This is a genomic window from Burkholderia sp. Ax-1719 (assembly GCF_011753055.1).
GTDB lineage: Bacteria > Pseudomonadota > Gammaproteobacteria > Burkholderiales > Burkholderiaceae > Paraburkholderia.
Genome location: NZ_VWWJ01000004.1, coordinates 149,512 through 162,400, shown reverse-complemented (window position 1 = coordinate 162,400; position 12,889 = coordinate 149,512). Strand labels below are relative to the sequence as shown.

General features: G+C 62.7%; 11 protein-coding genes. 3 read left to right on the top strand and 8 right to left on the bottom strand.

The features are described from left to right. Nucleotides 1–115 precede the first annotated feature (115 nt). A complete protein-coding gene (locus F3J17_RS10255; RefSeq protein ID WP_240160920.1) occupies nt 116–1,678 on the top strand; it encodes a methyl-accepting chemotaxis protein in 1,563 nt (520 codons plus the stop codon). Nucleotides 1,679–1,702: 24 nt separating this feature from the next. On the opposite strand, the gene dsdA is transcribed toward F3J17_RS10255, so the two are convergent. The 4 genes from dsdA to F3J17_RS10235 form a co-directional block, all read right to left on the bottom strand. After that, the gene (gene dsdA, locus F3J17_RS10250; RefSeq protein ID WP_167057011.1) at nt 1,703–3,064 is read right to left on the bottom strand and encodes a D-serine ammonia-lyase; all 1,362 of its coding nucleotides are present in this window, start codon (nt 3,062–3,064) and stop codon (nt 1,703–1,705) included. Nucleotides 3,065–3,071: 7 nt separating this feature from the next. Continuing rightward, nucleotides 3,072–4,601: an amidase family protein gene (locus F3J17_RS10245; RefSeq protein ID WP_167057006.1), complete on the bottom strand. Its 1,530-nt coding sequence runs from the start codon at nt 4,599–4,601 to the stop codon at nt 3,072–3,074. Between the two features lie 115 nt (nt 4,602–4,716). Then, the gene (locus F3J17_RS10240) at nt 4,717–5,634 is read right to left on the bottom strand and encodes a LysR family transcriptional regulator (RefSeq protein WP_240160891.1); all 918 of its coding nucleotides are present in this window, start codon (nt 5,632–5,634) and stop codon (nt 4,717–4,719) included. Nucleotides 5,635–5,695: 61 nt separating this feature from the next. Continuing rightward, complete coding sequence (locus tag F3J17_RS10235) at nt 5,696–6,967, bottom strand: MFS transporter (RefSeq protein ID WP_240160890.1); 1,272 nt, start codon at nt 6,965–6,967, stop codon at nt 5,696–5,698. Nucleotides 6,968–7,230: 263 nt separating this feature from the next. Between F3J17_RS10235 and F3J17_RS10230 the strand changes: the two genes are divergently transcribed. Then, nucleotides 7,231–8,013: a substrate-binding domain-containing protein gene (locus F3J17_RS10230; protein WP_167057000.1), complete on the top strand. Its 783-nt coding sequence runs from the start codon at nt 7,231–7,233 to the stop codon at nt 8,011–8,013. 27 nt (nt 8,014–8,040) lie between these two features. Here the strand turns inward: F3J17_RS10230 and F3J17_RS10225 are convergent, their stop codons facing one another. The 3 genes from F3J17_RS10225 to F3J17_RS10215 are packed head-to-tail and all read right to left on the bottom strand — an operon-like array spanning nt 8,041 to nt 10,971. After that, nucleotides 8,041–8,565 (bottom strand): ureidoglycolate lyase, encoded by a 525-nt coding sequence (locus tag F3J17_RS10225; RefSeq protein ID WP_240160889.1) that lies wholly within the window; start codon nt 8,563–8,565, stop codon nt 8,041–8,043. A gap of 13 nt (nt 8,566–8,578) precedes the next feature. Beyond that, nucleotides 8,579–9,598, bottom strand: a complete 1,020-nt coding sequence (gene alc, locus F3J17_RS10220) for an allantoicase (protein ID WP_167056994.1) — start codon at nt 9,596–9,598, stop codon at nt 8,579–8,581. Between the two features lie 38 nt (nt 9,599–9,636). Continuing rightward, complete coding sequence (locus F3J17_RS10215; protein ID WP_167056991.1) at nt 9,637–10,971, bottom strand: C4-dicarboxylate transporter DctA; 1,335 nt, start codon at nt 10,969–10,971, stop codon at nt 9,637–9,639. Between the two features lie 259 nt (nt 10,972–11,230). On the opposite strand from F3J17_RS10215, the gene F3J17_RS10210 reads away from it, so the two are divergent. Further along, entirely contained in the window at nt 11,231–11,941 is a 711-nt protein-coding gene (locus F3J17_RS10210; protein WP_167056988.1) for an FCD domain-containing protein, read from the top strand. A gap of 28 nt (nt 11,942–11,969) precedes the next feature. Here F3J17_RS10210 and F3J17_RS10205 read toward each other — a convergent pair whose 3' ends face one another. Beyond that, nucleotides 11,970–12,764 carry a metallophosphoesterase gene (locus F3J17_RS10205; RefSeq protein ID WP_240160888.1) on the bottom strand — a complete coding sequence of 265 codons (795 nt, stop codon included), beginning with the start codon at nt 12,762–12,764 and terminating at the stop codon, nt 11,970–11,972. Nucleotides 12,765–12,889: the final 125 nt, after the last annotated feature.

Sequence of the window (12,889 nt, the reverse complement as noted above, 5' to 3'; positions counted from 1 at the left end):
AGTGGTATTCCATATACCAATTGCGCTTGTCCGCATCATTATGTTGGTATACCGTATTACAACCACAATCCCGCAGGGCGGATGCGCGTGGCATTTCCACGATTTCGACGTGACCATGAAGGTGCAGAACCAGATGCAGAACCTCTCGATCGGCAAGAAGTTGACCACGGCGTTCTGCGTCGTCATCGCAGTCTTTCTCGTGAGTTCGGCCGTGTGCTGGTACGGCCTCAACGCCATCGACCAGAAGCAGCAGCAAAACGCCGTATCCGTGCAGGCGCAACTGCTCGTCAAGGACGCGAGCGCCGATTACCTCAACATCATCTGGGCGGTGTTGGCCTATAACCTCGACGGCCAGCCCGGTCACCTGAAGTGGAAAGTCGATCACATCGGCGACTTCCGCAAGCGCATGGACGCCATCAAGGCGCTCGACGCCAGCGACACCGCGCGCAATCAACTCGTCGATACGGCGGTCGCGCAGTACGACGCGTGGGAAGCGAAAGTCGTCGATCCGATGCTGTCGATGCGCACGCACGTCAACGAGGGCAGCGCCACCATCGCGCAGTTGAGCGCGCTCACCGAGGGTTTCGGCAGTTTTCTGGGCACAGGCGACATGATTTCCGCCGTCGATGCGCTCGATAAGGCCGAGCGCGAGCGCATCGATACGCGCACCGCTGATCTCGCTTCGCTGCGTCACACGATCTACGCGAGCGTCGCGCTTGCAGCAGCGCTGGCCGTGTTGTGCGCGGCGCTGGCCGGCCGCTGGCTGGTGGGCGCGATTCGCGATCCGCTCGCGCGCGCCGTCGAAACCGCGCAGGCCATCGCTGCGGGCCGTCTGGACAGCCGCATCGAGCGCGACCGCACCGATGAAACCGGCCGCCTGCTGGCCGCCATGGACGCAATGCAGACGTCGTTGCAAACCATCGTCGGCTCGGTCACGCATGGCGTGGAAGCCGTCAAGGTGGGCGCCGCGCAGATCGCGGCGGGCAATACGGATCTTTCTTCACGCACCGAGCAGCAGGCCGCCGCACTCGAAGAAACGTCCGCGACCACACACGAACTGACCGAAGCCGTGCGCCAGAATGCCGACAACGCGCGCCACGCCTGCGAGGTGATCGTGCGCGCGATGGACGCCGTGAATGCCGGCAACACCATGTCGGCGCAAATGATCGAGACGATGAACGAGGCGTCCGGCAGCGCGGAGAAGATCGCGTCCATCACGGCGATCATCGAAGGCATCGCGTTCCAGACCAATATCCTCGCGCTGAACGCCGCCGTGGAAGCGGCGCGAGCGGGCACGGAAGGACGCGGCTTTGCGGTGGTCGCGTCGGAAGTGCGCTCGCTCGCGCAGCGCTCCTCCACGGCCGCGAAGGAGATCAAGGAACTGATCGAGCATTCGACGGCGTCGATTTCAGGCGGCGTGACGCGCGCGCATGATGTCGGCGCGACCATGGTGCGTCTGCGCGCCGATATCGCTTCGGCAAAACAGGTATTCGAGGCCATTGCGCAGGCCTCAAACGAGCAGAGCCGCGGTCTCGAACAGGTCAATCAGGCCATTTCGCAGATGGATCAGGTGACGCAGCAAAACGCGGCGCTCGTGGAAGAGGCCGCCGCTGCCGCGCATGCGCTCGACGAACAGGCGATGCGTCTGCAAGGCGCGGTGGCGGTGTTTTCGGCCTGATCCACCTGGGGCGTGCAAGCGCGATCAGGCTTTCGCCAGCGCTTGCCTGCCCGCTTCCAGATACGCACTCATTTCCGCTTGCGGCACCATGCCCCCGCCCGTCGCCCAGATGATATGGGTGGCGTGGCGCATGGCCGCATCGTCGAGATTCATGCGCGTGCGATAGCCCTGCTGCTCTTTCGTGACGCGCGCGAAGCCCGGCGCGCCCGCCAGCGCTGACGGCTCCAGACGGATATCCTGCGTTTGCGCCATCAGCGCAAGCAGCGCATAAAGTTCGCCATCCTCAACCGTGTAATAGCCGTCGATCATGCGTTGCATTGCGCGCCCCACGAAACCGGAGGGACGCCCCACCGCCAGGCCGTCGGCGGCCGTGAAGTTATCGATGCCGAAGTCCTGCACAGCGAGTTGTTCGTGCAATCCGGTCAGCACGCCCATCAGCATGCACGGCGAGTGCGTGGGCTCCGCAAAAATGCAGCGCACCGCGTCGCCGAATGCCAGCTTCAAGCCGAATGCTACGCCGCCAGGACCGCCGCCCACGCCGCACGGCAGATACACAAACAAGGGATGCTGCGCGTCCACACGAACATTTGCGGCGTCAAGCTGACGCTTGAGACGTTCGCCCGCAACCGCATAGCCAAGGAACAGCGTCGTCGAGTTTTCATCGTCGACGAAATGACACTTCGGATCGTTTTGGGCCAGACGTCGCCCGCTTTCGATCGCTTCGCCGTAGTCGCCCGCGTACTCCACCACCGTCACACCGTGCGCGCGCAGGCGGTCCTTCTTCCATTGGCGCGCGTCGGCGGACATATGCACGGTCGTGGTGAAACCCAGCGTCGCGCTCGCAATGCCAATCGACATGCCCAGATTGCCCGTCGATCCCACTGCGATGCTGTGCTCGCGAAACAGCGCGCGGCACGCGTCGCTGGCCAGCACGCGATAATCGTCGCCCTCTTTGAGCAGGCCGTGGCGCAGCGCCAGTTGCTCCGCGTGAAAAAGCACTTCATAAATGCCGCCGCGCGCCTTGATCGAGCCGGAGATCGGCAGATGGCTGTCCTGCTTGAGCAGCAGGCGTGGTGGCGTTGCTGCGTCGTAGCGTTGGCTCACCGCAGCGGCGAACGCGGGGACTTCGGTCAGCGGCGATTCGATGATGCCGCCCGCCTCGCGCACATCGGCGAAGGACTCGGCGAGCAGCGGCGCAAAGCGTTGCAGGCGCGCGCTGGCATCGGCGATATCCGACGCGTCGAGCGCAATGTCGTTGAGCGCTACGTGCAACGGCGCGACGGCCGGGTTGAACCACTCGACGGGTTCGAGCGCCATCAGCGCACGCAGAAGCGGATAGTCGTGCAGCCACGTTTCGAGCGGCTTGCCGTAGAGGGAATCGGTCATTTTCTGATCAGACAGCGGATGCGGAAGTATGGGGAGACGCCACGGCATCGAGCACGGGCGGATGCGTGACGATGGACTTGAGATCCACATTCGATGCGCGCAGTTTCGCGACATCGGGAATCGGGCGGCGCGTTTCGTCCGACGACTCGAACAGCGTTTCGAACGCGCGTGCCGCGTCGAGCAGCGCAAGATCGCCACGGAACGCGCCGATCATCTGCAAGCCGAACGGCATGCCGCGATGATCGACGCCGCACGGCAGCGACAAGGCCGGATTCGTCGCCAGCGTCACCACATAGGTGAGCGACAGCCAGCGATAGTAATTTTCCAGCGCTACGCCATTCACGGATTTCAGATACGGCTGCGTCCACGGGAACGGCGAAACCGGCGTGGTGGGCGAAAGAATCACGTCGTAGCGGTCGAACAGCGTCTGGAAACGGCGGAACAGGCGCGTCTGGTCGGCATGGGCGCGCACGCAATCGGCGAGGCCCAGGTTGATGCCCATTTCGTAGTTTGCGCGCGGATTCGGCCCGAGCAGATCGGGGTCGGTTTCATAGGCTTTTTGCAGGCCCGCGACGAAGGCTTCGGCGCGCAGCACATCGAAGCATTCGTGTGCGCCGGCGAAGTCCACTTCGATCGGCTCGCAGACCGCCACCTGGCCGCGCAGAAAATCGATCTTGCGGCGAAACACGGCGCGAATATCGTTGTCGACTTCGCAAACGCCGAAATCTTCCGTATAGCCAACGCGCAGTTTCGACAGATCCGTGGACGCGCGGCCATCCATCGTCGCGTTCATGGCGAACGGATAGCCCAGCGGATCGCTGCCCGATTGCCCCACCGTTGCCGCGAGTTGCAGCCAGGTGTCTTCAACGTTGCGGCCCATCGGTCCCACCACGGCAATCGGCGTCCAGCCTAGCGGCTTGCGATCGCTCGGCACGAGTCCCGGCGACGTGCGCAACCCCACCACGCCGCATTTGGCCGCCGGAATGCGCAGCGAGCCGCCCGTGTCCGAGCCGCTGGCGAGCGGCACCATATCGAGCGCAAGCGCCGCAGCCGAGCCGCCCGACGAGCCGCCCGCATTCAAACGCGGATCGAACGGATTGCCGGTCGCGCCCCACACGGGATTGAAGCTGTTCGCGCCCGCGCCCATTTCCGGCACATTGGTTTTACCGACGACAATCGCGCCCGCTGCGCGCAGGCGGCGCACCAGCGTATTGTCCTGCGACGGTACGTTCGCGCGGTAAAGCGGCGAGCCATACGTGGTCAGCAGACCTTCAGTCTCTTCCAGGTCCTTGATGCCGATGGGCAAGCCGTGCAAGACGCCCACGGCATCGCCGCGTGCCAGTGCGGCGTCGGCGGCGCGCGCTTCAAGACGCGCCCGTTCGAAACTCGTCGCCGTGATGGCGTTGACATACGGATTGAGCGTTTCGATTCGCGCGATGCAGGCATCAAGCAATTCGACAGCGGAGATTTCGCGCGCCTGCAATAGCGTGCGCAACGCAACGGCACTATGACGGGTGAGTTCGTGACGGTCGTTCATCGGGCAGTCCTTTAAGCATCAAACAGGCAACATGTGCGCCCAATGTAGACGACGAGAAAAGCCGCGACTAGTGATGATTATCGAAACGTGAATTCACTTTTGCTCACCGCTTTAATCAGCGCGATTCAGTCGGTGAAAGCTCGGCGCTCAAGCGTTCGATAAACGACTGCAGCAGCGGCGGCAAGGCGCGCCGCGCGAGCGTCTGAATTTCGACAGCGCGTTCGCTTGTCGTGAGTTCCGGCACAGGAAGCGCAACCAGTTCGCCGGACGCCAGGCGCGGGCGCACGAACAGTTCGCCGCTGAAAGTCACGGCATCGCTTGCAAGCGTAAAACCCAGCAGGGTTTCCAGTGTGGCGCTGCTCAGCACGCTCTTGCAGGCCACGCCCTCGCGGCTGCAATAGATATCGATCAGCTTGTGCAGCGTCGAATGCACGCCAGGCAAGGCGAGTGGATACGCCAGCAATTCGCGGAACGAGACCTGCGCGGACTGCGCAAGCGGATGGGTCGACGCGACGATGGCGAAGATGGGTGAAGGCGCGGAAAACGCCGTATGAATGTCTTTTTCGGGCCCAAAGCTGAACGTGAGGCCGATGTCACATTCGGCTTCACGCACGCGCTGCGTCACGCCTGCAGCCGTATCGACGACCACCTCGAACGATGCGGGCACAACGGTGCGGCGAAAATCCGCCATGGCGCGCGGCAGAAAGGTGGCCGCGAAACCTTCCGTGCAGGCGATGCGGATCGTACGTTCGGCTTCGCCGCGCAGCGCGTCGATTTCCAGCGAGATCTGTTCGGCGTCGAGCTGGGAGCGGCGCGCATAGGCGGCAAGCATTTCGCCCGCTTTACTGGGCACCATGCCGCGCGATTGCCGCACAAATAGCGGCGTGCCGAGTTCGCTCTCCAGCCGCGCAATCTGCCGGCTCACCGCCGATGGCACCACATTCAGACGTGTGGCGGCATCGGCGACAGAACCGGTGTTGACCACTTCGAGGAAGTAACGGACGGCGGCTTCCTGAAGAATACGGGCGCTCATGATGGGTCGATGGGAAGACGCGTAATGCTCCATCATAGCGCCTGTTCAGCGAATCAAGCGCTCAGGCTTTGCGCGGTGCGCCCAGTTGTGGATCCGCTAAATCGGCCGCATCGGCCGCATCGGCCGCATCGGCTTCCGGCACGAGACGGATCGAGAGGCTGGTCAAGAGCGCAAACACCGTCGCCACGATCAGGAAGCCAAACACTGCGTTGTAATTGCCCGTGACCGACACCAGCACGCCGATGACTGCGGGCGCAACGAATCCTGCCACCTGCCCGCCAAAGTTGACCATCCCCGCCCCCGTGCCGATGAGTTTTTGCGGCAGGAATTTAGCCGGCAGCGCAAACACCCCTGCAAACACGAAGGATTTGAAGAAGTAGACGATCGACTGATACGCAATCACGCCCGTTACGGTTTGCGCCGTGTACATCTCGTAGAGGAAGAAGCCGGAAATCGCGCAGCATGCCGCCATCAGCCATTTCTCGCGGCCATCGAACCAGCGCGTGAGAATCCAGCCACCCAGCGCGGTCGAGATGCTCGCCGCGACGAAGGGCAACGGCGTGAGCATGCCAACGGCCTTGAGGTCGAGATGACGTTCGGTGAGCAGATACGCAGGCATCCACGCGTCGAGCCCCTTGTTGACGATGCCCATGCCGAACCAGGTCAGCAGGATTTTCCACATTAGCGGCATCTTGAGCAGCGCGCGCGTGGCCGCGCCATCGATGCGCGAGGAGCGGCCCGTCGAATCGCGCTTCTGGTGCGTGTCTTTTACCGCGAACAGATAGAACAGTGCGAACACGAGACCCGCGCAACCCGCCACCACGAAGGCATGCCGCCAGCCCAGCAGCAGGATCAGCGGCGCAATCGCCAGCGGCGCAATAAAGCTGCCGACATAATTCGACGACATCAGCAGCGCGGACATTTTCGGACGATCCGCACGCGCCACCGATTCGGTGACGCCCTTGACCGCCGCGCCCGGATAACCGCCCTCGCCCAGACCGAAGATAAAACGGATCGCGATCAGCGAGGCCAGCGACCACGCAAGCCCCGTCATCAGCGTAAACACCGACCAGAACGCCACCGAAACAACGATCACCTTCTTGCTGCCCCAACGATCGGCGATCCAGCCGCCGGGAATCTGCATGGCGGCGTAGCTGATATAGAACGTGCTCATGACGACGCCAAGCGCCGCCGAACCCACATGGAATTCCTTGCCGATCGCCACGAGCGAGAGCGCGATCGCCGAGCGATCGATATACGAAATGCAGTAGCCGAAATAGAGCAGCGCGAAAACCGCGAAGCTGGCGCGCCTGCTTTTATTGGGGTCGATCATGCTGAGCACCTGCCGAGAGAGTAAGGACCGGGCCCGCGTCGGCTATGCCGGGCGCTCCCACTGCGACTAGTCGGTTTGATCCTAAGTAGCCACAAATAGGGCGACAAGTGACATATTCCGATGCCTGCATTCGCGAAAAGTCATCGGAAACGGTAGCACACGCGCTTCGGCGACTGCGTCATGACGCTAGCCGCAGGCGCGCGTGTTGGTCGATAATCAAAGGCCCTATATCACCCCTCGCTCGCCATCGCATCGACACGACCATGAAATCGCTTCTGCCCAAACTGATTGCGCTGACCCTGGCCGCCAGCGCCGTGCTTGCGTCCAACGCCTATGCCGAAGAGCTTCACGTCATGACCTCCGGCGGTTTCACGGCGGCCTACAAGCTGCTCGGCCCCAAATTCGCGGCAAGCACGGGCAACACGCTCGACACGACGCTCGGGCCGTCCATGGGCAAATCGCCCGAAGCAATTCCCCAACGGCTCGCGCGCGGCGAGCCGGCGGACGTGGTGATCATGGTCGGCTATGCGCTCGACGATCTGATCAAGCAGGGTAAGGTGCGCGCAGACTCGCGCGTGGAACTCGCGGATTCACGCATCGGCATGGTCGTGCGCGAAGGCGCGCCCAAGCCCGATATCGGCAGCGTCGACGCGCTCAGGCAAACGCTGCTGAACGCGAAGTCGATCGCGTATTCGGATAGCGCGAGCGGCGTCTATATCGAGCGCGAGTTGTTCAAGCGACTGGGCGTCGAGGATCAGGTGAAGCCGAAAGCGAAGATGGTGCCGCGCATCCCCGTTGCCTCGGTCGTGGCGAATGGCGAATACGAAATTGGCTTTCAGCAGGTCAGCGAATTGCTGCCGGTGAAGGGCGCGACGTTCGTCGGCAAGATTCCCGAGTCGGTGCAGTCGGTCACGCGTTACGCCGCGGGCATTCCGGTCGAGGCGAAGCATCCCGCAGAAGCCAGGGCGCTGCTGGACTACATGGCTTCTCCGGGTGCTCAAGGCGTTGTGCAGTCGACGGGGCTCGATTCCGTTCCTGCACACTGATCGATAATCCACGCCGCCGCTAGCGCCTCAGTTCGCAGGCGCTAGCGGTTCGTGCAGTTCCAGCGCAATCTCCAGTTCGATCTCATCGCAATTCGGCTGAACACCGCCGCGGTCGATGACGAGAAAATCGCTCACACGATCGAACGCCAGCAAGGGATGGTGCCAGACGCCTCTCGCATAGTTGACGCCCTGCGTGCCGTCCACCCAGAACGCGCGCAAGCGCGCTGGATCGAACTCACCTGCAGGCGCAACCACCACGGCGTAGCGCGCGCTGCCCAGCGGCACGAATGCCTGGCTGCCGTGCGGATGCCGCTCCATCATCGCAATTGGCACGGGCCACGCGCGTGGCTGTGCGCGAAACACATTGACGAGCGGCTTGCCGCCCGCCTCGCACACGTCGATGTTGGCGAGGTCGTGAAAGCGCTCGGTCGTGCCGCCGTTGATCGGAAAGTGGCGCGCACCGTCAAGTTCGATCACGTCGCCAAACGGCGCGAACGCTTCGCGCGTGAGCGGTTCCAGCGTCAGGCAATGCATGCTAAGCGTGGTATCCATCGCCATCCTCCGTTCAGGCGAGTTCGCCCCACAGACGCAGACGCGAAACGCCGCCGTCGGGATAAATATTGAAGCGCACATGCGTGACCGGCCCCAGCGCTGCGAGACCGCTTTCGAAGATGTGCTGCTTGTCCATTTCCAGTTTCTGTTCGCCGAGTAGCGTGGGCCAGAACATCGCCTGCGTGACGAGCGAATCGTCAGTGCCGCCCGTGACGGTCGCGGCCTGCAGCGAGCAGCGGTCGGGGAAATTGCCCTTGAAGTGCGCCGTGTCCACTTCGATCTTGTGAATGATGCCGGGACGCGCAAGCGCCACGATGGCCCAGTCGTTGCCCGGCTCGCGGCGGCGGCGCGTTTCCCAGCCGTCGCCCATGTTCACGCCACGACCAGGCATGAGCAGCGTCGACGCCATGCCGAAGTGCTGATTGTTCGCCGCCACCAGATACGCGCCGTTTTCGACCGCCGCGAGATCGACGAGACTCCCCTTCTCCACACGGCTCCAGTCGCGTTTAGGCTGGCCATATACGCGCAGGCGCGCGAGGCCGCCGTCCGGAAACAGATTCACGCGCAGATGGGTGAAGGCGCGTGTATCGCTCACTTCGATGTAATGGTGCTGGTTTCCCTGCAATGTCGTTGCGGGTACAACGGTCTGCCAGTCGGCATTCTCAGGCGGCACGTTGTCGCCTGCGGTATCCGCGTAGCAGGCTTCGATCGAAGCGGCCGGCGGGAAGTTGCCGGTGAAGTGGCTGGTATCGAGATCGACGCCATAGATTACGCCGGGACGCGCCAGACGCACGATACAGAAGTCGTGGCCCGTCGTGCGCTTGCGGCGCGTTTCCCAGCCATCCATCCATTTGCCGTGATCGTCGTACTTGCCGGGGATAAAAACGGCGGACTGCGGCTCCAGCATGCGTTCCTTGGGTGCGAAGAATTCGTCGCTTGCAAGCAGGGCCTGCGCGCCCAGTCGCGAGTCCGCGAGATTCATATAGCGGCGCGTGAAGGCCGGTGCATTGGGATCGAGTGTCGGAATAGCCATGATGGTCCAGTGCAAAGAGAGTTGTTCAGGGGTTCGAATCAAGCGTGCGCGGGATTGCCGCCAAGCACGCCGTCATGTGCGGCAGCGTCTTCGTCGCCGCCCGGCACGTAGAGATAACCTTCGTCGAAATTCAGCACGCGTTTGGCGCGAGCCTTGTCGATATCGTGTTCCCACACCGCGACCACCACCGTGGCAACGCAGTTGCCGATCAGGTTCGTGATGGCGCGAGCGATGCCGACGAACCAGTCCACCGGCAGAATCAGCACGAGCCCCAGCACGGGAATCGCGGGAATGGCGGAGAGCGTGGCGGCAAGAATCACAATCGCCGAACCCGGAATGCCGTGCGCGCCCTTCGAGGTCACGAGCGAGACCAGTACGACCACGATCAGGTCATGCAGCGAAAGCGGCGTGTTGGTCGCCTGGGCGATAAAGATCACGGCCAGCGTGAGGTAGATCGAAAAGCCGTCCAGATTGAACGAATAGCCGGTGGGAATCACAAGGCCCACGGTCGAGTCCTTCACGCCCATGAATTCGAGTTTGCGCATCACCTGCGGCAGCACGGCGTCCGACGATGCCGTGCCCAGCACGATCGACAGTTCCTCGCGCAGGTAGCGAATCAGCTTGAAAACGTTGAAGCCCGCGAGGCGCATCACCACGCCCAGCACCACCGCAACGAACACGATGCAGCTGGCGTAGAACACGATCACCAGCAGGCCGAGCTGCTTGAGCGAGGCCACGCCGTACGTACCCGTCGTGAAGGCGATCGCACCCAGCACGCCGAACGGCGCGAGCTTGATGATGAAGCCCATCACGCGGAAGAACACCTGCGCGAGTTCGTCGATGATGCTGTTCACGCGCTGCGCCTTCGGGCCGAGCAGCGAAAGCGCGCTGCCAAACAGCACGGAAAACACCAGAATCTGCAGGATGTCGCCCTTTGCGAACGCGTCGAACGCGGTATCCGGAATGATCTTCAGCAGGAAAGCGGCCGTGTCCTTGAGGCTCTTGGCGTTCTCGGTGTAGGTGGCCAGCGAGGCTGCGTCGAGCGAATGCAGATTCACGTTCATGCCCGCGCCCGGTCGCGTCGCATACGCCAGCACCGCGCCGATCACGAGCGCAACCGTCGTCATCGCCTCGAAGTAAATCACCGATTTCAGGCCCACCCGTCCGACCTTCTTGAGATCGCCCGCGTGCGCCATGCCGCTCACGACCACGCAGAACACAATCGGCCCGATCACCATCTTGATGAGCTTGAGAAAGCCATCGCCTAGCGGTCTGAGCGACTGGGCGAAATGGGGGAAGATCGCCCCGACGGCAATGCCCACGACGAGCGCAATCACCACCCGGCCAAACAGCGAATTGAAGAACTTCGTCACGACTTTCTCCTTTGTCGATGGGACGCGACGTTTGAGCGCCTTGCCCCGTCCCATGCACAGCCGCAGGGAGTGGCTAACTGTTCGGACTGGTCTGACCAGTGTTGTTATAGCGGATAGTAGGAAGCCGATATAGTGGAGTCAAGGCGTCAAAAAACCGTGTTTACCCTTGGCGGGTTGGGCGACATGAGACAGACGGCGCGTGCACCGTCTTGAGGCGGACTACAATACCGGTCAGACCACGCGAGCGCCCCGCCACCCAATGAAGAACGTTCCGCATACCGTCACCGACGCCGCCATCGCCACGATCCGCGCACGGATCGAAGACGGCCTGTATCCGGTCGGCAGCCTGCTGCCCGCCCAGCGCCAGCTTTCCGAGGAACTGGAGATCAGCCGCGCGTCGCTGCGCGAGGCGTTATCGACGCTCGAAGCGCTCGGCATGCTGACGATCCGCGCGGGCAAAGGCGTGTACGTGACAAGCGCCCAGGCCGCCAGCGCGCATCCGTGGCGATTCGCCGACCAGACCTCGCTGCCCGATACCTACCAGATGCGCTATGCGCTCGAAGGCTTTGCCGCGCGCATGGCCGCGCTGGCGATTGGCGACGCCGACCTGGCCTGGTTCGAGGCGAATGTGGAGGCCTTGCACGCGGCGCTCAGCAACGATGAACTCGATGAAGCCTCACAGCTGGACTTCGATTTCCATATGCGCATCGTGACGCTCGCGGGCAACGCGGCGATTGAATCGATTCTGCGCAGCAGCGCGGACATCATGAAGGAAAGCCAGCGCATGCCGTTTTATCGGCGTGAACTGGTTTTATCGACTTATCGGGAACACAGCGCCATCGTGGCGGCGCTCAGGACGCGCGATCCGGCTGTCGCGGGCGAGGCAATCGAGGCGCACATTACAGCGGCTGCGCAGCGCGCGGGCGTGCATTTTCCGGTGCCGGGGCGCGCGGCGGTCGATCAGGTGTGAGGGGAGTTCCGCGCTAGTCGCGCGGCAATTACGCGCTGAGCGTGATGCTCGACCAGAGACGTCCGGTCGCGGGTTCGACCAGTGTGAGTTTGCCGCCCGCGTTGCACGCGCCGGTGTCGATATACATATGCGCGCCAATCTGGCGGACTTCACGCATCGTCGTGTGGCCGCAATACGTGATCGACAGATCTTGCTGTGATGGCGACACGCTAAAAGCCAGATCGCGGCCCCACAGCATCCGGCGACGCACTGCGGCTTCGAAGTTGCCTGCGGAGAGTTGTTCGTCGTTGCCGCGAAATTCAGCGTGCAAGACGTTGAAGCGTTGCGGGCCTTCGCCCACGATACGCACGAGCGGCAAATTGCCGAGCTTTGCGGCGTAATCGGCGAGTTCGCCATCGGATAGCGATTGCGCCCATTCACCGCCCAGCTCATACCAGCGATGGCGCGGCAAGCGTCCATCCACGACCGCGCACAGCGCTTCTTCGTGATTGCCGAGCACCGGATAAAACCAGTCGTTTTCCAGCAAGCCCAAAGCACGTTCGCTTTGTTCGCCGCGATCAACCAGGTCGCCGACGGAAAACATGCGGTCGCGTTGCGGATCGAAATCGATTTCAGTGAGCAATTGGTCGAACGCCGTCATGCAGCCATGAATATCGCCGACCACGAAATCGCGGCCGTGCGCGTTCGCGTCGTGGTGCGCGACCTCGGATTCCGACGAATCCGGATACGCTGCGCCGGCACGCGCTGCTCCCTGCTGCAGGGCATGCATGCCGCGAAAACCCAGGCGCTTCAGGAGTGGCTGATGATGACTGTTCGGACCCATTCTCGTCTCTCGTCGACAATCGGCCCATCATATTTCAGCTGCCGCCCGAAAATGAGGGCGAACTTGTTATATGTGTAACCAGTGGTAAGGACGTGCAAGCAATTGGCTTACGGGCACCATGCGTC